Genomic DNA, 26,683 nt, shown 5'->3' on the forward strand with positions numbered 1-26,683 from the left:
TTGATTTCAGTTTTTTCTTTGTTTTGTAAGGGTGTCAACAAGGAATATTACAAATTGTTAACCGAGTCTTGAAAGCCTTGTGCTACAAAGGTTTGAAATGTTAAGAAAGATGTGACTAAAGGACAGCCTTGATAAGGGGGGTGTCTGATAATTTTTAACGCCTACCTAATTATGGGTTAAAAAAGATAAAAAGATTACTTTTCGGAACTACGCCCTAAATCTTTAGATCTATGATAGGCCGCCACTACTGCCTCGATAATAGTTGAGCGAAAAGAGCCTTTTTCTAATTGTCTCACCCCAGCAATCGTGGTTCCCCCAGGGCTAGTGACGCGATCCTTTAATTCCCCCGGATGTATGGCCGATTCTTTTAATAGGGTTGCCGTCCCTAAAACTGTTTCTATGGCCAATTGAGAGGCGATCGCTCGCGGTAATCCGGCCGCCACACCACCATCGCTTAAAGCTTCCACCATTAGGGCCACAAATGCCGGGCCCGATCCCGATAATCCCGTTACCGCGTCCATCAAAGCTTCGGGAACTTCCACCACCGAACCGACCGCAGCAAAAATATCTCTAGCTACGGCCAGATGTTCCGGTTCCGCATGACGACCGGATGCGATCGCTGTAACCCCTTGTCCCACCGTAGCCGGGGTATTGGGCATCGTCCGGATTACGGGGCGATCGGGAAAGCCCATTTCTAAGCGATTGAGGGTAACTCCCGCTAAAATCGAGATAATTAGGGGTTTTTCGGGTATTCCTAGCAAACTATTCACTACTTGCTCTAAAGTTTGCGGTTTTACCGCTAAGATTAACACCTCAGTTGCCCTAGCAGCTTCCCGGTTATCCTCACTGACTTGCACTCCATAGGTATTAACCCAAAAGTTGCGCCGTTGGGACTGGGGTTCACTGACTAACACCGTTTCCGGACTATAAACATTTTTTTTTAATAAACGGCTGAGAATGGCCTCGGCCATCACTCCACCGCCAATAATTCCTAAACGAATAGACACAGTATTTTTTAAAGTAAAAAGTAAAAAAGAGAGCTTTAGCTATCCTACCAAGAAAAAACGCATCCTCTCGATAAATTGATCGATTTCTAGCTTCGACAAACCTGACGAGAGGACTATGGAAAGATTCATTGAGCTAATCGACTGCTTTCGGCTGCCCAAGCAGGTGCGGAGGAAACGGGACGAGCCATTTTCGGGTTATCAGCGATATCGTGAATAGTTCCAGAAAGGGTGCTAACTTTAACGCAGCTGGGGGTAAACAGGAAAATACTCTCACCGATGCGTTCTTGATGACCATCAATTGCATAAGTGCCACCGGCGACAAAATCCACGGCTCTTTGTGCTTCTTCCGGGTCCATGACGTTGAGGTTTAAAACCACCGATTTGCGTTCTCTCAGGGTTTGGATAACTTGGGGCATTTCCTCGAAGGAATGGGGCTCGATCACGACCACTTCTGCATTATTGTTGTTAATACCTGGCATACCGATCACGTTGCTTCTGTTGAGTCCCATAGATGTGGCTGTATTGAGATTTAAAGGTTCGCGTTGACGACGATTAAGGGGTTCTTCTTCTTCGTTTTGATCCCTATCTTGGGGGGAAGACTTTTCCCAGTTCATTTCTTCGTAGTCGGTTTCATCTTCATCTTCCGGTTGTTCGGAGATACCGACAAAATCTTTGAGCTTGGTAAAAATGTTGTTCACAGTCTAATGTCCTTCAAAAGATTTTTTTTGGTGGTCTTGTCTAGAGTCGGGGTTATTTGGTGGCCTTTAACAATCTTTGCTCTCGCTTGGTACAGGGGAACTATTTTGTTAAGGGTTCGTCATTTTAGTCGTCTGGAAGCAGCAGTTAGTTCCCTCTTTTCAGTTATTAGTTATCAGGGGATAGTTTTCAGGGATTGGGAAAAAGTCAATTCCTCATTTCTAACCACCAGTTTCTAGACTAGACGCTGTAATTTTAAGATATATTATCACCAATGATTAAAATTTCTGGGGTTTTTTTCTGTGAATTTACGCAGATGGTTCAGTAAATGCGCTCGCCAAAAATGCCAGTTCCCACCCGGATCAAAGTGGCTCCGGCCTTGACGGCCAGAGGATAATCGTTAGACATCCCCATGGATAGATGAGGCAGGCATAAACTAGAGCTATTCTCGATGATTTGGGCTAAATCGCTGGTTTTTTCAAAGGCGGCTAACTTTTCCCCAGCCGATAATCCCTGGGGCAGAATTGTCATCAAACCCTGAATTTTTAGCTGTTGACAGTTGACTAAAGCGGGAAGATCTGCTATGAGTTCGGCCTTGTCCCAACCGAACTTATCGGGATCGGGGACAACTTTCACCTGTAGCAAAACTTGGGGATTAATCTCTAATTCTGAGGCCAGGCGATCGAGTCTTTGGGCTAATTTTAAACTATCGAGGGAATGGATTAAATCAAAAGATTCTAGGACTTTGCGCGCTTTATTTGCCTGTAGATGCCCAATAAAGTGCCAAGAAATATCTGGGAGGTCTTTTAGTTCTTGCTGCTTCGAGATTGCTTCCTGTAGCTTACTTTCGGCAAAATCTCTCACCCCTGCTCGGTAAGCTTGACGGATATAATCGCTTGATACCTGTTTACTGACGGCAATCAGACGCGTGCAGGGGGGTAGGGTAAGACGGATGGACTCGATACGACTAGCGATCGTCATGAACTAGACTGAAAAGGTTTGTTGATAAGTTTGGTTGAGACTGTTAAATTCTTGCACATTACTGCCCCGGCGCAAATTCCGCAGCCGGTTTTCCACTAAAAGACGAGCATCGGAACGACTAATCGGATCGAACGAGACTTTTTTGGGTCCCACCGTCACCAGAAAAAAAAGACGTTGGGCATAAAGAGTGGTGAATAATTCCCGATGTTCTTCTAATAGACACACTCTGTATAATAGACCGAAAGTAGGATGATTGAGATAGGTTTCGTTACTCATTCAAGCGATCGCTAAAGGAAAAGGATTGAGCGAACTAGAAAGTTTTTCCACAATAAAATCAAGCGGATGGCTCAAAAACAATTGATTTTTCGGGTGTTTCCCTAGCTTGATTTTACCAGAATCCTTCAATTACAACTAACGATGCCAGTCTATGTCATGATTTCCTGAGTTTTCACTTTTTCCCTGTTAACTTGGATACATTTCGGTGACAAGTTGTCACCATCAGAAATTAGCTCTGCTGCAAAAATCAAAGATTTTCCCTTTGCAGAGGAGACTCTGAGACAGGAGGATAAAAAAGACAAGAGACAACTATAATGCCCATAAAAGCTAAGATTATCTCAAATTTATCTGGTTTTTTAGAAATTTTAACCCGATAGCGGCGATCAGTGAACTGAAAACTGACACCGGATCAGTGATCACTGATAACTAATCACTGAATCGCTGATCAAATGCCCTAAGCTTGTATTAAGCCTTTTTTAACTTCAAATTCCTTTAACCTCAATCAATATGGATTTTTCTAGTCTTGTTGCCAGTCAGCTAAACGCCGGCGTTATCTGGCCCGAAGGAATCCTGATTATTACCCTGATGGTGATTTTAATCGGCGATTTAATTGTGGGACGGAGTGCCAGAAGTTGGCTGCCCTACGTTGCGATCGCTGGTCTGCTCGCTGCTGTGGCTGCTCTCTACTTTACTTGGGACAATCCGAAACCGGTGGCCTTTTTAGGGGCTTTTGAGGGGGATAATCTCAGTATCGTCTTTAGGGGGATTATTGCTCTTTCTACCGCCTCCACAGTGCTGATGTCTATCCGTTATGTGGAACAAGCGGGAACCTCCCTAGCGGAATTTTTAGCCATTATGCTCACCGCAACCCTCGGGGGAATGTTCCTATCTGGCGCTAGTGAATTGGTGATGATCTTCATCTCCCTAGAAATGCTCAGTATTTCCTCCTATCTAATGACCGGTTACATGAAGCGGGATCCTCGATCGAACGAGGCTGCTTTAAAATACCTGTTAATTGGAGCTTCTAGTTCGGCGATTTTCCTCTATGGTGTTTCCCTTCTCTACGGTTTATCCGGAGGTGAAACCAGTTTAAGTGCCATTGCCCAAAAATTAACCGATGTTAACGGTGGTCAGTCCTTGGCCTTGGCGATCGCATTAGTTTTTGTGATTGCCGGTATCGCCTTCAAAATTTCGGCGGTTCCCTTTCACCAGTGGACCCCTGATGTGTACGAAGGTTCACCCACTCCCGTGGTCGCTTTCCTCTCGGTGGGTTCCAAAGCGGCGGGTTTTGCCCTAGCAATTCGCCTATTAGTGACGGTTTTCGGTCTAGTGAGCGAACAATGGCGGTTTATCTTTATCGCTCTAGCAATTTTGAGCATGATCCTCGGCAACGTGGTCGCCTTAGCCCAAACTAGCATGAAACGGATGTTAGCCTATTCCTCGATCGGTCAGGCGGGTTTTGTCATGATTGGTTTAACCGCCGGTACTGACGCGGGTTACTCTAGCATGATTTTCTATCTGTTAATTTACCTGTTCATGAACCTAGGGGCTTTTGCCTGTGTGATTCTCTTTGCTCTCAGAACTGGAACCGATCAGATCGCTGAGTATTCGGGACTCTACCAGAAAGATCCGCTGCTAACCCTCTGTTTAAGCATCTGTCTCCTCTCTTTGGGGGGAATTCCACCTCTAGCGGGCTTCTTTGGTAAGATTTATCTATTCTGGGCCGGTTGGCAAGCGGGACTTTATGCTCTCGTCCTCGTTGGTTTAGTCACCAGTGTGGCCTCGATTTACTACTATATCCGTGTGGTCAAAATGATGGTGGTCAAGGAACCCCAAGAGATGTCCGATGCGGTGAAAAAGTACCCCGTTATCAATTGGACTCTTACCGGGATGCGTCCCCTACAGGTGGGTATTGTCCTCTCCCTAGTGGCGACTTCCCTGGCCGGTATCCTTTCCAATCCTCTCTTTACCCTAGCGACGGATTCCGTCACCACTACCCCCATCCTACAATCGGCGGCCCTGGCGACGCACATTTCCCGAGCGAATTGAGAATCTCTGTTGATTTATCCCAAGTATCCTAGTCCTGTCTTAAGGTTGGGATAAATCAACCACCTTAAGACCTTTTCTAAGCTTAACCTGCTTTTTGCCTTACTCAAATTGGCCAAGTAAAAGACTCATTTCGTTAACAACATTCTCACTTGCTTTTAACGATTCTTTTCTAATTGCTTGAATTTCAGCCATACTTTTTGCGATTCTCTGCTGTTCAGATTGGGGTGGAATAGGCACTAAAACTTTTGACAAATCATCTACTAAAATAGTAGGAATAGCATGACCTGTCATGTACCTTTTAATCTGACGCAAAAAAAAGTCTGTTCGCATATATACTAATAAAAACAAAGGCTCGACTCCCTGAATATTTCTTAATACTGAAAATCCATTTGAGCAAATTGCCCCGTCTTCATCTTCTGTGATTAGGGCTGTTGCTTGGCGTGGTGTTCCCGTGCTTGCTCCTGAAATTGCTGTAATAATATCACCTTTGTACAATCTATAAGTTGCACGAGATGGGGCCTCATGTGCCTTGATTATTTGTTGGGAAACAACTTGCATTGTACGGTAATCAACATCGGAAATAGCGATATATCTAATTTCACTATCCCTGGCTAAACGAAAATCAGCTGAATCTCTCAAAATATCGGCAATTTCACCTAAAGGTTTCGCTCCAATAGATTTCAGATGTTCTAATAATTTTTGGTCATTGGGTAAATAATGTTCGGCATCCAGTCTCGAATTGAGCAGTGTGTTTTTAACTGTATAAATACAATCGCTGTTTTGTGCAAATTCGCCATTGATAAATGACCTAAAAGAGTGAGAAATATCATCTATATCATCGTCAACTATTGGCAAACCTGATTTTGTTCGGGCTATAACTCCCGACTCGTTGCGCTTATATATTGTTTGTCCTTTAACGTCATAGCCTATTTTTTTGATTTGTGCCATAAAACAAGAATCATTGTTTGCTGGTAATTTTTGAACTACTAAAAGTGATGTCTTGATTCCTGTACCGTATGGCACGAATGCTTCCGACGGTATGGAAACAACCCCTAATATTTTTGTTTGGGAGCGCAACCAATACCGAATCGGTCCATTAGAGATATTTTGTAATAAACCATCGGGCAGAATAATCGCCATGCGCCCACCTACCCGCAATAATTTTATAGATTTCTCAATAAATAAAATATCGGGCGACTGACCCGCTAAAATGGTTGGGGAAACTTCCCAACTATTGGACGCTGATTTATGCCATTTCCGGGCAAGAAGATATGATTTAAGAATTGTCTGGTCTTCTACTTTGCCTTTATTTCCGAAAGGAGGATTGGTCAAGATAACATCAAAAGAATTATTTAATTTTTCATCTTCGATAAGCGCATTAGTGCAGATAATTTCTGCACCTGTGCCACCTTCAAAAACTAAACGAATCATTCCGGAAAGGGCGACATCGGGATTAAATTCAATTCCTGTAATACTTTCTTGCACAAAACTTGCTATATTGAACTCTGGATTATTTTGTCGAACATGGTTGATTGCTTGAATTAAAAAACCACCACTTCCGCAAGCAGGATCTATAATTTTTTCGTTTGGTTTGGGGTCTATCATTTCAACCGCAAGGCGGACAATTGGATGAGGGGTAAAAAATTCTCCCCTATCTCCACGCTGGTGTCTATTTACAAAAGTCTGGAAGGCTTCCCCTTTTATATCCCCAGATGTTTTAGTTAAATTAATGTACTGTAACCTGCCTACAATATAAGCAAGAGTCAAAGGTTTTAACTTGAATGTGTCATCGGTGAAAAATCCCCGATAATGATTCTTGATGGAGGTAAATAATTGACTAAGACGCGACATAAATTCATCGGACTTATTGGCGACGATGGCTTTATATTCACTTGCTGTAACGCCAAAATTTACAGATTGCTTGGCAGATTTTTCATCATGAAGTTTGATGATGATTAGTTTAACCATCTCGTGAAAAATCTTGTCTTTGAGCATTCCTTCGTTGGCGTAAATATAATTATGGCACTCTTCAAAAACTGCTGCAAGATTGTTAGAAGGTCTTAATTCCTGAATTTGGGGGAGTTTTTCAGGTAAAAGGCTGTCTTCAGAAAATAACAATCCTTGCTCTTTCATTTTTCCAGTTTGATTTGACCGTTTTCCGTTGCGAGTTGTTGAATAGATAAACTATTTTTAGCCTCGACTGCATTCCTAGCAAACCAGTCTTTTAGTGGACAGAGATCATCGCCATCTTGATTAAACAAGAACTTGCTCCTGTAGCTAATTATAGAATATAAATTAGAGTATGTCAAGAGATAAAAAATTCAGTTTAATGTTAACCAAAGTGAGTGAAAAAAGCTGAGAGATTGTTGATGACAGAAATTCGGAGCATCTTTCAATTTGATAACGCCAATTATTCAGCCTTTTGATCAGGTGGGTGACACTCACCTGACTTATTTTTAGCTAAACATTAAAACGGAATAGTAAAACATCACCCTCTTGAACAATGTATTCCTTGCCTTCACTTCTGACTAAACCTTTTTCTTTGGCCGCGCTCATCGTGCCACTATTAACTAAATCCTGATAAGACACAGTTTCCGCACGAATAAAACCCCGTTCAAAATCCGAGTGAATAACTCCGGCTGCTTGGGGTGCTTTCATACCAGAAATAATCGTCCATGCGCGGGTTTCTTGGGGACCAGTGGTGAGATAGGTACGCAGTCCTAATAACTCGTAGGTAGCTTTAATTAAAGATTTTAATCCCCCTTCTTCTACTCCTAAAGAACCGAGAAAATCTTTTCTTTCTTCCTCCGACAATTCCACTAATTCCGATTCTACTTGAGCAGAAACGATCACAACTTTTGCCTGTTCCTGTTGGGCAATTTGACGGACACTTTCTACCCAATCATTACCCGTGGCCAGATCATCTTCGCTCACATTAGCGGCATAAATAATCGGTTTACGACTCAATAAACCGAGATTTTTAATTAATTCTTCTTCCTCTTTGCTTAAATCCACTTTTCGCGCCGAAATACCGTCATTAAGACAAATTAGGATTTTTTCAAGGATAGCCAATTCTTCGGCGGCTTCCTTGCTATTTTTCGCCTGTTTGCGTAAACGTTCCACCCGCTTCTCCACCTGTCCCAAATCCGCTAGAGCTAACTCTAGATTAATCACCTCGATATCCCGGGACGGATCCACAGAACCGGAAACATGAATAATATCATCATTATCAAAACAGCGCACCACATGAACGATCGCGTCCACTTCCCGGATATTAGCCAAAAATTGATTACCCAATCCTTCCCCCCGACTCGCACCCTTGACTAATCCGGCGATATCGACAAATTCAATCCGCGTCGGCACGATTTTCTCAGAATTAGAGATTTTAGCCAAAACCTCCAGACGTTCATCGGGGACGGATACCACACCCACATTCGGTTCAATGGTACAAAAAGGGAAATTAGCGGCCTCGGCCTTGGCATTAGCCACCAGAGCGTTAAATAGGGTCGATTTTCCCACATTTGGCAGTCCCACGATTCCAGCTTTCAACATAAAAATTGCTTGATAAACATCATCCCGACCTCTCACTATATCAGGCTGCCTCTCGTTTTTGTGAATCCGGTTGATGAAAAAGACTGTCGATAGTTAACAGCTTAGTTAACATTTGCTGAAAAAATTTTTCCTGGAGGTAGGAGACTCCGATTCAGGATTCAGGATTCAGGAGACAGGAGATTATTTTTATTTATTCTCCCCATTTCCCCATTTCCCCATTTCCCCATTTCCCCATTTCCCCACACCCCACACCCCACACCCCACACCCCACACCCACGAAAAACTTATTTAGCAAACCCTAGTTAACATTTATTCAAGTTCCTTAACTAAAAGTAGGCAAGATTTTACAAGAGATTGCGAGAATGGGATGTAATGCTTGAGACTGAGTTAGGGTGAAGAGTAGGAAAGAATACACCTGTAGCACTGGGCAAAATTATGGCAAGACAGGCCTTTCACTTCTAAATACGTCCTGAGAGTAATTTTCAGTGCTATGACAGTATATTTCCCAAGGGCGATCGAGTGTAAATATCGCCCAATCGCCGCAACTAATCACTAAATCATTCTTGGGGGTATCTGTATGAATCAAAGTATCGGAGCAAACACCCGTAATGTGGCCCTTGTCGGCCCCTACTCCAGTGGAAAAACCTCCTTACTGGAAAGTTTACTTTTCGTCACAGGAGCGATCACCAGAAAAGGTAAAATCAGCGATCGCAATACCGTTGGTGATAGTTCCACGCAAGCGCGGGATCGACAGATGAGTGTAGAAGTTTCCGTTGCCCATAGTCAATACCAAGACCTAAATTTTACCTTTCTCGATTGCCCCGGTTCGATCGAATTTGCCAGTGAAACCTATAATACCCTCGTCGGGGCCGGTGCTGCTATTATCGTTTGTGAACCGGTGGTCGATCGAGTTCTCACCCTGGCTCCCTTGCTAAAATTCCTCGATGATTGGGAAATTCCGCATCTAATCTTCATCAACAAGATGGATCGCTGTAATAGTCACTTTAACGAAGTCCTACAAGCTCTCAAATCCGTTTCTAGTCGTCCCCTCGTTCCCCAGCAATATCCTATCCGTCAGAACAACGAAATTATCGGATTCATCGATTTAATCAACGAACAGGCTTATCATTACCATGCTAACAGTCCCGCCGACCCTGTAGCTTTACCCGACCACCTCAAGGAAGAAGAACAGATTGCTCGACAAGAAATGCTGGAAACGATCGCCGAATTTGATGATCATCTTTTAGAAGAACTCCTCGAAGATATTAACCCCTCCCGGGAAGAAATTCTCCAAGACTTAAAACAAGAACTGGGAGCCGATCAGATAGTACCCGTGTTCTTCGGTATGGCGGAACGGGACTATGGTGTGCGTCATCTCCTCACCGCTTTAGTGGAAGAAACACCGGCCCCGACAATTACTGCCAACCGTCGCGGTCTCGATCCCAGTGCGGATGGAGATGCAGTGGTACAAATCCTCAAAACCTATTTTACTCCCCAGGGCGGTCGCCTGTCCCTAGGGCGAGTCTGGCAGGGAACCCTTAGCGATGGCATGGCCTTGAACGGTGTGCGGATTGGTGGTATCTATCGTCTCATGGGACAACAACAACAACCCCTACAGCAGGCCCAAGCGGGGGAAATTATCGCTCTCGGTCGTTTGGAGGGAATCGGCACCGGAGACGTGGTTAGCAGCGGCAGTCAAAAACCCGACCTTCCCAAAGGATTACAGCTTAAACCCGTCTTTGCTCTCGCTATTGCCGCCGCAAATCGCAAGGATGAAGTTAAATTAAGTTCAGCTTTGACGAAACTGATCGAAGAAGATCCTTCCCTCTACTGGGAACAACACGGTGATACTAAAGAAGTGATTCTTTGGGGACAGGGAGAAATTCATCTGCAAGTGGCCCTCGATCGCCTAGCACGCAAGTATAATCTACCGATGACCACCCATTTACCCCAAGTTCCCTACAAGGAAACGATCAAAACCAGCACCAAATCCCACGGACGCTATAAACACCAAACCGGCGGCCACGGTGCTTTTGGTGATGTGTATCTCGATATTAAACCCTTGGCCCGGGGGGAAGGTTTCCACTTCCATGAAACCATTGTCGGTGGTGTTGTCCCCAAACAGTATATCCCCGGGGTGGAAACGGGAGTGCGGGAATATCTTGGTCATGGTCCTTTGGGTTTCCCCGTGGTGGATATCGATGTTACTCTCACCGATGGTTCCTATCACAGTGTCGATAGTTCCGAACAAGCTTTTAAACAAGCGGCCCGTCTAGCGATGACGGAAGGACTGCCTAAATGTCATCCAGTCTTATTAGAACCAATTCTATCGGTGACGGTTCTCGCTCCCTCAGAATACACCGCCAAGGTTTTACAGTTAATCAGTGGCAAACGCGGTCAAATTCAGGGTTTTGAAGCTTCTGCGGAGTGGAAAGGTTGGGATCAGGTGACGGCCTATCTCCCCCAAGCGGAAATGCACGATTTGATCGTTGAATTGCGTTCTTTGACTATGGGGGTTGGTTTCTTCCAGTGGGATGAGGATCACCTGCAAGAAGTGCCAGATAAACTACGCGATGCGGTTTTAGCTATGCAGGGTAATGGTAACAAGTAAAGTCTTCTTGGCTGTCAGTAAGGTAGAGCGATAAATTACCAAGAGATGGGCTTTTATTGGCTCATCTCTCCCTTTTCTGGCAAAAAATGACAGAAGGGTTCCATAAGATTATCCTAGTGCTATACTGCCCCAAATTAGTCTCGGAATTCTCAAACTAAGGGGATTAGAATCTTCTAGGGAAGGGATGAATCAATGGAAGATAATCTAAGGAGTGGAAATGGGCAGACCCAGCAGTTTACAATTAAAGTTTCAGAAAAACAACCGGTCAATCACGGAAGTTTCTCTGGGTGGTGCATCAGTTCTGGTCTGCCAAGGCAAGATGATAATTCCCGATGGGGAAAGACTTTAGCTGGTTAGAAAATGAATGGTTTCCGCTAGGGATTTTAACTCTAAATCCGAGATTTGGTCATCATTCCAATAGCTAATTTCTTTGCCTACTTTTTCGATAAAATAATTGGCCGCATAACGATATCTTTGTTGACAAGCTTCCTGAGCGAAATCTACCAAGGCTCTAGCGTAGGATTCGGGGGAATGATTATTTTCTAGCCAAATTTGACCATTTTTCCCGATAGTCTGATAGAATTGCGGATCGTGAAGAAATTGAGAGAAATGTTGATGTAAATCGGCGATTTCGTTGCCAACAGTCACATAACCTACGGTATTTTCCGGCAACTCACTATACCAACCTATTTTAGTCACTAAACTTGGCAAACCATGGCTCCAAATCTGCAGCTGACTGACGGATGCTTCCCCCATAGTAGGATAACGTAAATTGATCGCTAAATCTGCGTCAGCTAAGGCGGTTTCTAATTTGGTTTCCGTGACAAAACCATGCAAGGTTACTAAATTATTTAAATTTAAGCTATTAATTTTTTGAAGGAGATAATTACTATCCCATACTTCTCCATAGATGTCTAAGCGAAAAGCTTGTTTTTGGGGAAAACTGGCCAGAGAGTCCAGAATCATATCCAGACATCTATTTTTACCAATGTGACCAAAAATAATTAATTGATAACAACCCTTTTCTCTCTGATTTTCTTGATTTGATGAGCAACCGAAACTAGGATAGGGAAGGGGAATATAGGCAGTTAAAAGCTCTTGTTCTTTTTGCAGTTGACAATAACTTTCCTGGGTATGGGTAATCACACCCACAGCATTTTTTAACGCTAAAGGTGTCAGGGGATAATTATCGGCCATAAATTGCATAGATACTTCTCGATTCCACCATATTTCTGCTGCTATTTTTCCTTCCAGCCCATAGTAATAGAGCATTTGATTAAGATAGCCATCTCGGTCATTATTGATTCTAGCAATTTCACTAAAAAAATCCTGCAGCTTTAAATCATGAAGGACAACTATACCGGGGCATTGACAACTAATCCGCCAGATATCCTCATGAAAATCTGGGTTATTACCAATATGATAAATATTTATGTCTGCTTGGTTAATTTTTGACCACATTATGTTATCTCTATGGTAGGAGTTAACTTTAACATAGTTGTTTAGTTCTCGATCGTAAATTTTTTGATTAGTCCATAGTTCTAACTGACAATTTTTAATCAAAGCTGGCAAGATACAAGTCATGTAATCAGCGATACCAGTTTTAGCGGGAGGTAAAGGGGAAAACCAATTAATTTTCATGCGAGTAGTTTTTTGATAACGTTTGACCAATTAATATCGAGACTTTTGTAGTATTCACCAGCAGATTTACCTAAGTTTGCTGCCCAAGACCGATTTTCCCAAAGTTCGTCCATCGCTGCTGCTAGAGCATTAGCCGTCGGTTCCACAATTAAACCGGTTTCGCGATGACGAATAAATTCTAGGGGTCCTCCCGAATCTTGGCAGGTAATCACTGGTTTAGAAGCTAACATTCCTTCTAGGGTAACGTAACCGTAATCTTCCTCAAAGGGAGGATAAAGCACTGCTAGGCATCTGGCATAATAATCGAGTTTTTCCTCGTTACTAATTCTGCCTAAAAATACCACTTTTTCAGCAATATCCAACTGCTTAACTTTTTCCTCTAGAATGTCACCAAAATCCCCTTCTGGTTGACCAGCAAAAATCACTTTGACAGGGTTTTTAGTCAAGGCTAAAGCCTCAAGGATTAACTCTTGACGTTTTAAGGGATTGATCCGACTAGGAAAGAATAGATAACCTTCTTCTGGTTGACATTGAAAAAAATCAGCATTCTGGGGAGGGTGATAAAGGGGTATCGAATCAACATTATTATAGGTTTTTAGCCTTCTTGCCACATTTTTAGAATTGCTAAATATGTTATGAGTTTCAGAAAAAACATTATTATCTGCCCGGATAATATTTTCACGAATTTGTAAACCATTGGCACTTAAATCTAACCCACCATAGGGATTACCCCATAGTTCATACGCTTGTCGGTGTTGATGCAGAATCCAGAGAACTTTGCTGGGATGAGGAATTAAATAAGCTGGGAATTTTAAGCCAATTAATCGATCAATATTTCTGCCATTGGCGCTAGTCAAATCTAATAAGCGACAGACTAACATTGTGTCTAAAATTCTCTCCAGGGGATAGGTTTGAAAGGGAATGGCGACTATTTCCGCTTCATGGCCTGCCAATTCTAAAGCCTTACATAATTCCTGAGCGTGAATTTCCGCACCGCCATAGACAAAAGGAACCTGTGTTGTTGTAATAATAACTCTCATGAATACTTACTCGTGATTAATTATAGTTTATAACCAATAACAGCATAATCCATTGGACCATAAAAATACTGATTAAACTGTTTAGATAACTCATCTAATTCATTTACCTCATCAGCTTTGAATCCATCAGAAGGGTTTAAATTAAGAATTTCTACCTCGGCAAAACCGCAGTATTGCACTAGGAATTGAGTCATTAAACTGGGTAGAGGATTGCGGTGGGTTGGATCGAAGTAAAAATTACAACTGCCCACTAAAACATTAGCAGGATTGGGAGTCTCAAAGATAACCAAACCTCGATGACGCAGCACTCGAAATGCTTCATTTAATAGCTTGACTAATATTTCAAAGGGTAGATGTTCAATAATATGGAATCCCGTGATTACCGCCACGCTTTCGTCTGGCATTGATTGCAAATAAGCAATAACATCTCCTTCTACAACCTCTAATCCTCGACTTTGACATTGTTCAATGACGACTCGGTTTAGATCGATACCTCTGGATCTGTAACCATTATCTCGCAAAAGCTCTAACCACTCTCCCCGACCACAACCTAAATCTAAAATCAGCGAGTCTACTGGGGCAATTTGTGCTTCTCTGAGTCGGGGAAGATACACTTCTAATCTCTCATTAATTTCCTCGCGACTGCCGCGGAAACGCTCCTCAAAGGCGAAGTAAAAGGCATCTAGAGAATGATCTAACTCTCCCGCAAAAATTTGCGCTGGTTCACTCGCCAATCCTCCTTCCGCTCCTGCTGTCGCTTCTAAAAACTTATTCATTAAGCGCTTTTGTTGGAGTAAATCTATCTTTAAATAATGGCTATTTTGAAAATTCTTCTCATTACTATCTTTAATTTGGGTTTCTAGATACTCCTGCAATTGCTCGGTCTTCTGATACAATTCTCGATCAAGGTGGTGGATTTGGGTTTGCAGCCCCTCTTGAATTTGATTAGCGATCCGATCGCGCTTTTGATCTAGTTGCTCGATTTGGCTTTGCAGCCCCTCTTGAATTTGATTAGCGATCCTATCCCCCTTTTGAGCCAGTTGCTCGATTTGGCTTTGCATCTCTCGCTCAAGTTCCTGGATTTCTCCTTGGAGTTCATCTTGATTTTGCTGCTGCCGCTCCTGCCATTTTTGGTCAAGATTATGCAGTTTTTCCTGTAGATTTTGGGTATTATTGACCAGATTTTTCTCCACCGCTTGGCTGTAACCAGATAAACTCTGACTAACCGCCATTAAATTCTCTAAATCTCGCTGGGATTGCGATCGCAAACTTTCCACCTCTGATAATAACTGTCGATTTAATTGTAGGCATTCTCGCAAGGCACTGGCCAGATTGAAGTTCACTTCCCTTTGATCGCGAAATATGGTATTGAGAATCTTTAAAGCCAGAGCTTGCAAGGGTTTAAATAATAACCAAGGTAAACGCCCAAATTTATCTGGTAGTTGGTCACGCACTGCCGCTCTTGACTCGGCTGTTTTGATAAATCCCTCTATATAATCGATTTGATTATTAATTGCTTCCCGATCAAAATCCCCCTTCAGGACTAATTCCCCCGTCGCTGCCGGTGGTGGTGGTGCGGAGGGAACCCCTGTATCTGGGTTTTGACGCAGGGCTTCTTGGCGAATTTTACCAAGCAAATGCTTGACATTTAGATTGGGATAGTAAGTTTCGATAGTCATAGAAGAAAAAATTAAGTTTAATATTCTCGTTCATCCCAGCACCGAGAGAGATGAAACTGCCTTGATTGAGAATCTTGCTCCCCGATAGTGACTACTAATCCCATCTTACAGTTTACTGTAACATCAGGCTGGCATGGCACCGCTGCTAAGACCGTCTTTTTTCTGATCAAGTTCCCCCGAACAAGACATTTGCTGCCCTGTGATGACAAAATTGACCGAGGAAGTTGGCCTAACCTATGGGTATGTGTGGATAAACTAAGACAGTTTAAATATTGTAACCGAATTGCCAAATCAAGGTGAATCAGGGTGTATTCTGGGGGATGGGAATATAACCTTAAGTCTTAAAGAATCTACTCAATCTGGTCGTGGGTCAGTCTTCAACGATCATTACCAACTGTAGAAGACCTTGACCGGAACTACTCCCACAAAAAAAATTTTGGACATAGCTTGATAATTGAGGTCATCTATGCTAGTATATGTGCCATGTGTGAACAGCTTTTTACTTTGTTCGAGGAGTGAAAAATAAATTATGACTGTAGATCAAAATTCCATCGTCGGCTTGTACGTCATCTACTTTAACCGCGCCCCTGATCCCGCAGGTCTTACCTTTTGGCAGAGCCAAGATGTAACCATAGAGGAGATAGCGGCGCAGTTCGGTGCCTCCCCAGAGGCTAAAGCCCTTTACCCCTTCTTGGCAGCCCCCACCCTAGGCGACCCCGTAGCATTTATTAATGAAATCTATCAGAATGCCTTTGGTCGTGATGCGGACGACGCTGGACTAACGTTCTGGTCAAACGTTCTCAGACAGGATAGCTCTCCCGAATCAGTGGCTCAATTTGTCCTCGCAGTGGCTCAGGGAGCGCAGGGAACCGACAGGGTCGCTCTCCAAAACCGTGCCGATATAGCCCTGCAATTTACCCAAGAAGCGGTTAATGCGAACATCGCCTTCACTCCCGCCGTATTGGCCACCTCATCGCAAATTATCGACACAGTGGATTCCACTGCCGCGAGCGTCACCGCAGCCCAAGCAGCTATCGATCAGGCGATCACTGATATTATCGCTGGTGGCACAGGCACTACCTTCACCTTGCTAGATAATGGAGCCGTGCTGACAGCTTCCGCTAACAGCAAAGTCGCTCCCGAAGGTAAGTTTCTCAGTACAGCCAATGATAAGGTTAGTGCTTTAACCTTCCTTCAAACTAGTTTCATTCAAGACCCTAGCACCAGTGACAACGACGTACTGACCGCCCAGATTGTTGGTGCTGTCAATCCAACCATCGAAAACATCGAGACCATCCAATTCTCTGGTGCTGCTGGTGCTTCCGTCGCACTGGCAGGCATTAGCAAAGCCAAACAAGTACAGGTGGTCAAAGGTGATTTAACAATCAAGGATGCTAACAACTACGCCATCGATCTTGTGGCTGGTTACGCTAGCAATCTCACCCTAGTTGAGACTGCACTAAACAAAGATCTCACCGTTAACCTGAACGGGACAACTGCTGGTGCCTCGATTGCGGCCAACTTATTTGATAAAAGCAAGGTCAACCTAGTCGTTAAAGCTGACAGTGTCCTGTCTAACGCTGATACAACCCTGAATACCCTTGCCCTCAATCAAACCCAGAGCAACTTCGTCATTACTGGGGACAAGAACCTAACCATTGACGGCAATATCGATGTAGTTGACGGGACTAATCGACTGGATGCCACTGACTTTACTGGAAAACTGACCCTGAATCTCGGTGATGGCGGCCTTTTGAGTGTAAAACAGATTGTCGGCGGTAAGAGCGATGATACCTTCACCCTGACGGCGGCAGTAGATCAGATTAATAATGTTACCCTCAATGGAAACAATGGCACTGACACCTTAACCGTTCAAGTTAAGAATACTCCTGCTGCTCTTAATGGTGTTACCAACGTTGAGACGATTATCTTTAAAGAAGACACCGACTTTAACACCGAAATCATCACTAAGGACACGCTTGTGGCAAGTGGTGCGACTTTAACTGTTGATGCTTCTTCCTTCACCACCAAAACCTTAAAATTTGATGGTAGCGCTGAAGCCAATGGTTCCTTCAAGATTACTGGTGGTGCCCAAAAAGACACCCTTACTGGTGGTGCCAAAGCCGACACCCTTATTGGCAACGGTGGTCTAGATGAGTTAGATGGTAAAGGTGGTAATGACCAGTTCGTCTTGAATAAAGCCACTACTGGTAATGAGGTGACGATCAATAAATTCATCGTCGCAGACGATGTGTTCGCCCTAAGTAATGCCGCCTTTGCCGGCGCTCCGGCAGTGGGAGCCGCCTTGACGGTTAGTGCTGTAGCGGGTGCAACTAACAGTGCTAATACAATCCTCGTGGATACCTTCGCCAACCTCACGGCTAATCAGACCGCCACTGGCTTAGTGCGCTTTGGTTATGCCACAGATAACGGGAAGTTGTTCTACGATGCTAATGGTAACTTCAGCACTGATCGTATTCTTATTGCGACGACTGCGCCTCTGAATTTAAATGCCAGCAACTTTACTATCGTCGCTTAATTTCCAGTAAGCAGACGAATCCTAGTTGACTATTATAAAAGACCATCCTGAAAAAGGATGGTCTTTTATCGTTCCGGGGTAGAACCCTGGAACGAGAAAGGGAGGGTCTCCCTCCCTTCCCTAGTGGGTTATGGTAGGGTTAATTCATGAATTAACCCTACTCTTGATAAGGGGGGTAATAGCTTCAATTTCCTCGCGACTTTTCTGGGGGAAATCGCTTTAAGAGTTCCTGCTTAGAACAATGGAGAACTAAAGGAGTAAATTCTTCTGGGGACAATTGTAAAATCCGGCTGATAATAGCTTGAATTTCTGGGTCTAACTCACCAAAACGGACTCGGAGCAGGTTTTCCACCACTCGACGTTCCCCCTCTTGCAGACCTTGTTCTAGACCCCGTTCTAGACCCCGTTCTAGACCCCGTTCTAGACCCCGTTCTTCTCCTTCGGCCAGTGCCTCTTGATAGACTCTCGTTTGTTTTAAATCACTTAGTCCAAACATAGCTTCAATTTCCTCGCGACTTTTCTGGGGGAAGTAGTAGGGTTAATTCATGAATTAACCCTACCCTTGATAAGGGGGGTGATAGCTTCAATTTCCCTGCGACTTTTCTGGGGGAAATCGCTTTAAGAGTTCCTGCTTGGAATACTGTAGGAGTAAAGGAGTAAATTCTTCCGGAGACAGTTGTAAAATCCGGCTGATAATAGCTTGCAGTGGTGGGTCTAACTCACCAAAACGGACTCGGAGCAGGTTTTCCACCACCAGACGTTCCCCCTCTTGCAGACCCCGTTCTAGACCCCGTTCTAAACCCCGTTCTAAACCCCGTTCTAGACCCCGTTCTAGACCTTGTTCTAGACCCCGTTCTAGACCCCGTTCTTCTCCTTCGGCCAGTGCCTCTTGATAGACTCTCGTTTGTTTTAAATCACTTAGTCCAAACATAGCTTCAATTTCCTCGCGACTTTTCTGGGGTAATTTGTAAATGATGATACTTTCGATTAGGTCAATTAACTGCCGTTGACTGGACTGGTCGGTGATTTCTTCTCTGGTCCGCTCGATTAGGGTTTGAGCAGTCCTCACCGCTGCCGTTTCCGACTCTACTACTAATTTAATCACACCGATTCCTAAGGAGGGATTGTCCCTTGCGGCCAATTCATCGAGATAAATGCGTCTAACGCTCGATAAATTGAGGATTTCGCCAAAATGTAGGGATTGTTCCCGTTCCACCCCACGATGGGGATAAATGACGACAATTTGCCAGGGGTGAGGTGGTTGATATTGTTTTAGAAATAGGAACAATTCCGCAAAAAGTCGATAGTATAAGCTGTCGTCCGCTTGGAACTGCACTTCCACTAGGTAGAGGGGTTGCTGAATATCTTCTCTGAGTGGTATAAATAAGCCATCGAGACGGAAAGAGAGTTGTTTGACCTCTTGGGAGGTGAATTGATAGTTTGCTGCTCCCGGTTGCGGTTGTCCGATTAAGTCAAAGAAACTGTCTGGAAAACGCAGGAAGATTTCGTAAAAGAGACTATCAGTTTTCACGAGAAATCTCGCTTCTAGGGTTTATTGGCAATTGCCGAATTGATTTAAGAGTTCCTGCTTGGAACAATGTAGGAGTAAAGGAGTAAATTCTTCTGGGGACAATTGTAAAATCCGGCTGATAATAGCTTGAATTTCTGGGTCTAACTCACCAAAACGGACTCGGAGCAGGTTTTCCACCACCAAACGTTTCCCCTCTTGCAGACCCCGTTCTAGACCCCGTTCTAAACCCCGTTCTAGACCCCGTTCTAGACCCCGTTCTAGACCTTGTTTTTCTCCTTCGGCCAGTGCCTCTTGATAGACTCTCGTTTGTTTTAAATCACTTAGTTCAAACATAGCTTCAATTTCCTTGCGACTTTTCTGGGGGAAGTAGTAGGGTTAATTCATGAATTAACCCTACCGGCTTTTCTAGGTTCTGTGTGATAAGTTTAACTTACTATATGATCAATCTTTGTGTCCTCTGTGTCTTTGTGGTTCGTTCCACTCCCTCGCCAGCAGGACTGTATCTCAGAATACATTTTACCCACCAAATCCAAAAGAGCCAATCTAGGGGACATGGCTCTTTTCCTGTATAATCAAGTCTTAATTTTAGGAATTGTCATTATATTTGAGGAAAATCTATGAGTTGGACAGAAGGATATGTATCGGAAGTTAACTACACTAGCGGCTTTTACGGCGAGTTAAGTCCCCTAAAATTAGGTTTAGCGACTCTGATGAAATCCATTCAACCCCCCGATTCCGGTCAAGAATTTACCTATTGTGAATTGGCCTGTGGTCAGGGTTTTACCACGAATATTTTAGCGGCTACCTATCCCCACGCCCAATTTTATGCCAATGATTTCAATCCTAGCCATATCGCCACAGCTAGAGATTTAGCGGCCAAGGCGGGAATGAAGAATATTCTTTTCTTTGATGATAGTTTTGAGGAATTTTTAGAGCGAGATTTACCTCAATTTGACTTCATCAGTCTGCACGGAATTTATAGCTGGATTAGTGCCAAAAATCGCCAAGCAATAGTTAATTTTATTCACCGCAATCTCAAGGTAGGGGGATTAGTTTATATCTCCTATAATGCCCTGCCGGGTTGGTCAGCAGCGATGCCGATGCAAGCTTTAATGTTACGACATGGTCAACACAGTTCCGAACCAATTTTAACCCGCATTGAACAGGCACTTAATTTTACAGGAGAATTATTAGAGGCTAATGCTAGTTATTTTGCCCAAAATCCAATTTTAAAAAATCGTTACGAGCGCCTAAAGGAACAAAATCGTTATTATTTAGCTCACGAGTATTTCAATCAGGAATGGAATTCTTTTTACTTCGATGAAGTGGCGAAAGAATTAGAAGATGCTAAACTTAAATATGTGGGTTCCGCTCATATTAATGACCATATTGATACAGTCAATCTCTCTCCAGTTGCCCAAGAGAAATTAGCAAAAATCAGCGACCCAATCTATCGGGAAGTGGTGCGAGATTTCTTTGTTAATAGCCAATTCCGTCGTGATATTTTTAGTCGAGGCTCTTTAGGTTTAACCAACCAAGAACAGCTTAAACAACTACAAGAAACCCGGTTTGCTCTACTTGTTAATCCCGCAAATATCAAGTTCGAGCAGCAGTTCCCCGTGGGAGAAGTTAAGTTACAGGAGGCAGTTTATCAGCCAATTTGTCAGGTTTTGGCGGAATCTCCCCAAACTTTACAGCAACTGCAAAATCATCCCAAAACCTCAAATATTAACTTAAATGGTCTTTACCAAGCTCTCATGATTTTAACTGGTATTGGCTATACTCATCCTGCTGTGGATGAGCAAACTTGCCAACAACGGAAACCATCTACTGATGCTTTTAATAATGCAGTGAAAGCGAAAGCAGTCTATAGTGAGGAATTAAGCTTTTTAGCTTCTCCTTTGATTGGGACTGGAGTAGTGGTCAATCGTTTAGAACAATTATTCCTCCTGGCTAAATCCTCTAACCAAGATGCAGTACAACTTGTCTGGCAAATTTTGGCAAGTCAAGGTAAAAAAGTAGTTAAAGATGGGAAACCTTTGGAAACAGAGGAGGAAAATATCACTCATCTGAAAACAGTGTACGAGCAGTTTAGTCAAGAACGTTTACTAACATTGCAAAAACTAGGTATTGAGTAAATACTTATCTTAATGTTTCTAGAAACTTGATATTTTTAACCATGACAGTCATCAATTTACAATCTTTCGAGAAAAAGGTTTTCTCCCAAAATGGAGAAGATGGTGTGATTGAGCAGATTTTCGCTCTCATTGGTTTTACCAATCGCTTTTATGTAGAAATTGGGGTAGAAGATGGCAGAGAATGCAATACGCGTTATCTGCGAGAAGTTTATGACTGTCATGGTATCCAGTTAGATAGGGATTATAGTAACCCAGAACTTCATCTCTATCAAGAGTTAATTACTGCCGAAAATATCAATCAAGTTTTTATCAAGTATCAGGTTCCCCACGAGTTCGATTTGCTTTCTATTGATGTGGACGGTAATGATTTTTATCTCTGGTTTAGTTTAGAAAAAATCTATCAACCGCGAGTGGTAGTATTGGAATACAATTCTTCCCACTCACCCAAAGAAGATAAGGTTGTCCCCTACTCTACTCAGCGTTGTTGGGATGGAACAAATTATTTTGGAGCTAGTATTTTAGCTTGGAAAAATTTAGCAGATAAGAAAGGTTATTCCCTTATTTATGCCGATAGTCAAGGGATTAATTTATTTATGGTTAGAAATGATGTTTTAAGCGAAAAAAACTTAATTTTTTTAAATACAAATATCCCAGAGTTAATTTATGTGCCTCCTAACTATTATGGCTGCTTACCCTATAGAAATTTGGCAAAAGGTCATTCTCCCGATCCTTTGCAAAGAAAATATTTAAGTTCGCAAGAAATTTTACTAACAGGCAAATTTGCCGATATAATAGAGGGAACTTATCAAATAGTTGCCCAGTTGAATAAGCGGGTAAGCTTTGCTGGTTATTTAGCTAATTTCCTTCATCCACAATTATTCCGACAAGGGTTTTACTTACCCGAAGAAAATTTTACTTGGTTAAAAGGTAATTATGCTTTTTTTACTATCCAGCTTGACTGTACTGTTCCCCTACTTATAGAATGGCAAATAGTGACAGTTTTTCTCTCGTCAGAAAACCCTACACTTAAGGTGGAGGTATGGGTAAATGAAAAATTAGTGGATATTTGGAACTTTGAATATAATCGTTTACAAAATAATCTTCGTAAGTTTATTTACTGCTCTAAAAATCTACTTAATGAAAACTCATCTCTAATAACTATTGAACTAAAAATAGAGGGTTCCACATCACCTAAAAATTTAGGACTAAGCGATGATGATAGAAACTTAAGCTTGGCTATTTCTCAGATAAATTTTCTTTCTAGTGATTATTAACTTAATCACCAAAAATCTTTCACTCATAAAAATTGATGACTAATTATGTTTATTCAACCAGAAACTTTTATCGAATTTTGTTATGAAACTTTTTTGCAGAGAGCTGCGGATATAGAAGGTAAAATATACTATCTAGAACAGATCAAATTAGGACGGTCTTTTCAGGAAGTTATCCAGTCTTTTTTACGGTCTTCTGAATTTCAGCAGCATCAACAAAATAGCCAAAATAATAATGAGCATCAACGAAAATTTATTACTAATTTATACAAGTATCTACTAAAAAGAAATCCCGATAACTCGGAATTAGAATATTGGCTGAATACCTCCCATACTTTACCAGAAATATTACATATCTTCGGAGAATCAGCAGAGTATAAACAGGTCAATAATTTTAGTCTGAAAAAGCCACCAGAATCCCTGTATGGAATTATGATCAAAAGTGATGAAATTGACGGTTATTTACTCTATCCCACTTTTGATAAAGTCCAACTTCAAGGAGCTTTACAGGGAAAAGCATTTCAGCTAAATGATTTTTTAGTCTGTATGACATTTCTGGAAAATCATAGTCTATTCCACCCCGATAAGTCTTGTTTTCTTGATTTGGGTGCTAATATTGGCTCCACATCCATCTATGCTTTAAAAGGTAATTATTTCCAATCCGCTATCTCTATCGAAGCTTCGGGTTTAAATTATCAATTTCTGACTTTTAATACTCAGATTAACCAGTTAACTGAGCGATTACAAGCACTGAACTACGGATTAGCTAATTTTACTGGTACAAGAGAATTAGTTTGTAACCCTGATAATTGTGGCGACTTCCGTATTCAACCAGTCAATGTCACAGATAATTTATTTAATGAAGACAACTATAGTCGAGAATTAGCCGAGTTTATTACTCTAGATGAGTTAAAGAATCGAGGAATCTTAAATCCTCGAAAAATTGGTTTTGTTTGGATAGATTGTCAAGGTAGTGAAGGACTAATATTTCAAGGAGGACAAGGATTTTTTCGAGAAATATCTGTTCCTTTATATGTGGAATTTTGGCCCTACGGAATTAATCGACTAGCCGGAAAGAAAAGTTATTTAAGCTTTATCGAAACTTTTGCCTCTAGAGTATGGAGATTGCGAGGGGGAAAATTTGTTGAAACAAGTTTAGATTTTCTCGATACATTTTATCAAGATAATTTAAACACTGGGGAATATATTGATATTTTAGTTATTCCTAAACAAGCCTACTAGACTAATAGTTCTTTTTTATCAAGTAAGCAAGTTTAGATTTTTTGATGACAATCTTAAGCAGTCTTTTAATAGCTGACTTAGCTGTAGATAAATTGTTAATTTCCTTTTGTTGGCTTTCAATATTCTCTAATAATTCTACATTCTGAATTTTTAAGGTTTCTAGAGAATATTCCACTTCTTTAAGACTCCTAGATGTAATTAAATACTGGAGAGATTGATTTTGTTTTTCCTCTTGTAATTTTCTCAATTCTAACCAAACTTTACCCGAAGGATTTTCTTTAACTTCGTCAATATTTTTTAGGATAATTTGAGAAATTTTTTCGGAATTTTGCTGCCAGGAAAATTGTTGATATCTCTCTAATCCTTTGTCTATTAGTTGCTGACGAATTTCAGGAATTTGTATTTTTTTGATAGCTTGTATCATCTCATCAATACTGGTGCCGTCAATGTATAAAACTGCATCACCTCCTACCTCTGGAATCGCCGAGTTAAAGCAAGTAATCACCGGACACCCACAGGCCATTGCTTCAATAATTGGCAGTCCAAATCCTTCATAAAGGGAAGGATAAACTAAGGCAATTGCACCCGAATAAGCGGTTTTTAAATCCTGATCATCTAATTTTAAGACATAGGTGGTAATATCTGGAGTTAATTTCGATAATTCTAGCTCTAACTCTAAATCACCACCGACACAAACCACAGCTAAATTATTATTTTCAGGTAAATTATTCCAAGCTTCAAAGAATAATTTGACATTTTTATAACCCTTGAGACTAATGCGGGAACCAACGATGAGAAAATAGGGTTTTAAAATCTGGTATTTTTGCTTAAAACCATCGATTTCTTGAGCTATACTTCGAGAAAATTCTTGGCTGACTCCATTATAAACAACATCAATTTTATCCTGGGTAATGTGGGGATAAAACTTAACTAAATCCTTGGCAGTATTAGCTGATATGGTAATATAACGAGACGCATACAAAATACTGTAGTGTTTTTCTTGCCATTCTGGTTGATTTAAATCCGCTTCTAGGACTTCAGGTATCATATCATGAACCATTAGAGCCGAAGGAGTGCTTAGGGGAGTGGTATAGTAAGTAGAAATAAAGAGAGCTGCCTGAAGCTGATCGCAGATTGCTTGAATTTTTCTAGTATCCTCTCCGCTATGATTATAATCGTAAGCTTCTAATAACCAATATTTTAAGTTTTTTAGTCTCGGTGTGGTTTTATTTCTATCTAAAATAATAATATGTTGACCAAATTCTGAGTTACTCCATTCTTGTAGAATTGAATGCCAAACTCTCGCTATTCCTCCTTGGTTAATTTGAAAAATAACGCCATCAATAACAATAATAGGTTTGCTCTGCTCGCACATAGATTGAATTACTTGTAAGTTTTCTTGCTCATCTTCAGTTAAGGGTACACCTAGATCATGATTAACTTCTAAATCACTAATTTCCCCACGCTGTACTTGATAGTTTTTACACACTTGATTTTGTTCTCGTAAAGATTGATTATTCTTTTGCTGTTCTAATTTATCAGTTCTTTTATCAATAATATAGAGATATTTTTGTTGAAACTCTTGAACAAGTTCTTGCTCTTTTTCTGAAGAAGCACTATCGATCACAGTAATTTATAATTCTCCCTTTTGATAGAAAATTTGTATTAATAAATCCTCTAGTATCCCCGAATAAGCTCGGCTGAATTATCAGCAAAAACAGGGACAGGAACTTTGATTTTATTAACCAATTTTTGATCGTGACTGCTAACTCCGACATAACCGAATAGTGGACGATTGGCTCTTCTGGTTTCTGTGTGGAAACGAGGTCTATACTGATAGTTTCTTTGGCAAAATAGCCCTGAAAGTCTTGCCCAATAAGCATTTCACGATTCCATAAGCAAAAATTATCACATAAAGTCGAGAAGAGCGGACGATTTACCCTCCTCTAAGCTTAAAAGGTCGTTAATAGAGTAACATCTACTAACTGCCTTGCTAAACAACATAAAATAAGCATCTTGTCAAGGGGTCTGCAAAAATTATTTACCAACTGGCGAAAGAAGGGCATGGCGGTGCTAAAGCGATAATTGCGGCGGTAGTCGTCAAAAATAGGATGTGGAGTCAACTATTAGCTATTTTGCCTCCTATTCACCGATAATAGCAAGTCTGACAATTTAGGGACTTCCAGAGAATAAAATACCCAACAAAAAAATAGAAAAGTGTTTTTTTGAAAAAGTAATTATTTTTGTCTAGGAAAACAAAGAGTCTCCCATTACAACCTATTTTTCCGAAAAAAAAAATAGCAGCATAAACTTTTATACTTCCGAGCTTTTTCGAGTATAACAAGGACAAGTTAAAGAATCAAATACAGTTTTTAGCTAACCATCTTAGTTAACTACAAACTAGGTCTTATCATAATAAATATCAATAAA

19 protein-coding genes and 1 pseudogene are annotated in these 26,683 nt (G+C 41.6%); 7 read left to right on the forward strand and 13 right to left on the reverse strand.

All coding sequences use genetic code 11. From position 1 onward, the window contains the following. Positions 1–194 precede the first annotated feature (194 nt). The 4 genes from proC to pipX form a co-directional block, all read right to left on the reverse strand. Positions 195–1,007 carry a pyrroline-5-carboxylate reductase gene (gene proC, locus IM507_RS09610; RefSeq protein ID WP_002733973.1) on the reverse strand — a complete coding sequence of 271 codons (813 nt, stop codon included), beginning with the start codon at positions 1,005–1,007 and terminating at the stop codon, positions 195–197. A gap of 125 nt (positions 1,008–1,132) precedes the next feature. Further along, positions 1,133–1,705, reverse strand: coding sequence for a cell division protein SepF (locus IM507_RS09615; RefSeq protein WP_002732272.1), 573 nt, complete (start codon positions 1,703–1,705; stop codon positions 1,133–1,135). A gap of 319 nt (positions 1,706–2,024) precedes the next feature. Next, the gene (locus tag IM507_RS09620) at positions 2,025–2,684 is read right to left on the reverse strand and encodes a YggS family pyridoxal phosphate-dependent enzyme (RefSeq protein WP_002731914.1); all 660 of its coding nucleotides are present in this window, start codon (positions 2,682–2,684) and stop codon (positions 2,025–2,027) included. A gap of 3 nt (positions 2,685–2,687) precedes the next feature. Next, the gene (pipX, locus tag IM507_RS09625) at positions 2,688–2,960 is read right to left on the reverse strand and encodes a transcriptional coactivator PipX (RefSeq protein WP_002733869.1); all 273 of its coding nucleotides are present in this window, start codon (positions 2,958–2,960) and stop codon (positions 2,688–2,690) included. 507 nt (positions 2,961–3,467) lie between these two features. Between pipX and IM507_RS09630 the strand changes: the two genes are divergently transcribed. Then, positions 3,468–5,009 (forward strand): NAD(P)H-quinone oxidoreductase subunit N, encoded by a 1,542-nt coding sequence (locus IM507_RS09630; protein ID WP_287636934.1) that lies wholly within the window; start codon positions 3,468–3,470, stop codon positions 5,007–5,009. Positions 5,010–5,108: 99 nt separating this feature from the next. Here IM507_RS09630 and IM507_RS09635 read toward each other — a convergent pair whose 3' ends face one another. Together IM507_RS09635 and ychF are read right to left on the reverse strand one after the other, a co-directional pair. After that, positions 5,109–7,142 carry an N-6 DNA methylase gene (locus IM507_RS09635; protein WP_287636936.1) on the reverse strand — a complete coding sequence of 678 codons (2,034 nt, stop codon included), beginning with the start codon at positions 7,140–7,142 and terminating at the stop codon, positions 5,109–5,111. Between the two features lie 327 nt (positions 7,143–7,469). Next, positions 7,470–8,561, reverse strand: coding sequence for a redox-regulated ATPase YchF (ychF, locus tag IM507_RS09640; RefSeq protein WP_043998458.1), 1,092 nt, complete (start codon positions 8,559–8,561; stop codon positions 7,470–7,472). A 577-nt stretch (positions 8,562–9,138) separates the two neighbouring features. On the opposite strand from ychF, the gene IM507_RS09645 reads away from it, so the two are divergent. Continuing rightward, on the forward strand, positions 9,139–11,172 hold the full coding sequence (locus IM507_RS09645) for an elongation factor G (RefSeq protein WP_287636937.1): 2,034 nt from the start codon (positions 9,139–9,141) through the stop codon (positions 11,170–11,172). A 154-nt stretch (positions 11,173–11,326) separates the two neighbouring features. Then, a pseudogene (locus IM507_RS09650) lies at positions 11,327–11,521 on the forward strand (PhzF family phenazine biosynthesis protein); the annotation flags it as partial. On the opposite strand, the gene IM507_RS09655 reads toward IM507_RS09650, so the two are convergent. The 3 genes from IM507_RS09655 to IM507_RS09665 are packed head-to-tail and all read right to left on the reverse strand — an operon-like array spanning position 11,518 to position 15,532. Next, the gene (locus IM507_RS09655; protein ID WP_002734815.1) at positions 11,518–12,813 is read right to left on the reverse strand and encodes a glycosyltransferase; all 1,296 of its coding nucleotides are present in this window, start codon (positions 12,811–12,813) and stop codon (positions 11,518–11,520) included. The pseudogene IM507_RS09650 and the gene IM507_RS09655 overlap by 4 nt on opposite strands. Beyond that, positions 12,810–13,853, reverse strand: coding sequence for a glycosyltransferase family 4 protein (locus IM507_RS09660; RefSeq protein ID WP_069473945.1), 1,044 nt, complete (start codon positions 13,851–13,853; stop codon positions 12,810–12,812). Before IM507_RS09660 ends, IM507_RS09655 begins: the two co-directional genes overlap by 4 nt. Positions 13,854–13,873: 20 nt before the next feature. After that, positions 13,874–15,532 (reverse strand): methionine biosynthesis protein MetW, encoded by a 1,659-nt coding sequence (locus tag IM507_RS09665; RefSeq protein WP_123230111.1) that lies wholly within the window; start codon positions 15,530–15,532, stop codon positions 13,874–13,876. Positions 15,533–16,061: 529 nt separating this feature from the next. On the opposite strand from IM507_RS09665, the gene IM507_RS09670 reads away from it, so the two are divergent. Then, complete coding sequence (locus IM507_RS09670; RefSeq protein WP_287636939.1) at positions 16,062–18,071, forward strand: DUF4214 domain-containing protein; 2,010 nt, start codon at positions 16,062–16,064, stop codon at positions 18,069–18,071. 184 nt (positions 18,072–18,255) lie between these two features. Here IM507_RS09670 and IM507_RS09675 read toward each other — a convergent pair whose 3' ends face one another. The 3 genes from IM507_RS09675 to IM507_RS09685 form a co-directional block, all read right to left on the reverse strand. Next, positions 18,256–18,567: an RpnC/YadD family protein gene (locus IM507_RS09675; protein WP_069473948.1), complete on the reverse strand. Its 312-nt coding sequence runs from the start codon at positions 18,565–18,567 to the stop codon at positions 18,256–18,258. Between the two features lie 87 nt (positions 18,568–18,654). Beyond that, positions 18,655–19,602, reverse strand: coding sequence for an Rpn family recombination-promoting nuclease/putative transposase (locus tag IM507_RS09680; RefSeq protein ID WP_287636940.1), 948 nt, complete (start codon positions 19,600–19,602; stop codon positions 18,655–18,657). Positions 19,603–19,623: 21 nt separating this feature from the next. Next, complete coding sequence (locus IM507_RS09685) at positions 19,624–19,935, reverse strand: RpnC/YadD family protein (RefSeq protein WP_069473950.1); 312 nt, start codon at positions 19,933–19,935, stop codon at positions 19,624–19,626. Positions 19,936–20,219: 284 nt separating this feature from the next. Between IM507_RS09685 and IM507_RS09690 the strand changes: the two genes are divergently transcribed. The 3 genes from IM507_RS09690 to IM507_RS09700 are packed head-to-tail and all read left to right on the forward strand — an operon-like array spanning position 20,220 to position 24,253. Next, on the forward strand, positions 20,220–21,740 hold the full coding sequence (locus IM507_RS09690; protein WP_069473951.1) for a methyltransferase regulatory domain-containing protein: 1,521 nt from the start codon (positions 20,220–20,222) through the stop codon (positions 21,738–21,740). Between the two features lie 41 nt (positions 21,741–21,781). After that, positions 21,782–23,014 carry a hypothetical protein gene (locus IM507_RS09695; RefSeq protein ID WP_069473952.1) on the forward strand — a complete coding sequence of 411 codons (1,233 nt, stop codon included), beginning with the start codon at positions 21,782–21,784 and terminating at the stop codon, positions 23,012–23,014. A gap of 45 nt (positions 23,015–23,059) precedes the next feature. Then, the gene (locus tag IM507_RS09700) at positions 23,060–24,253 is read left to right on the forward strand and encodes an FkbM family methyltransferase (RefSeq protein WP_069473953.1); all 1,194 of its coding nucleotides are present in this window, start codon (positions 23,060–23,062) and stop codon (positions 24,251–24,253) included. A gap of 1 nt (position 24,254) precedes the next feature. On the opposite strand, the gene IM507_RS09705 is transcribed toward IM507_RS09700, so the two are convergent. Next, entirely contained in the window at positions 24,255–25,880 is a 1,626-nt protein-coding gene (locus tag IM507_RS09705; protein ID WP_002732867.1) for a glycosyltransferase family 4 protein, read from the reverse strand. Between the last annotated feature and the right edge of the window lie 803 nt (positions 25,881–26,683).

It is taken from the genome of Microcystis sp. M20BS1 (assembly GCF_020245305.1).
GTDB lineage: Bacteria > Cyanobacteriota > Cyanobacteriia > Cyanobacteriales > Microcystaceae > Microcystis > Microcystis ichthyoblabe_A.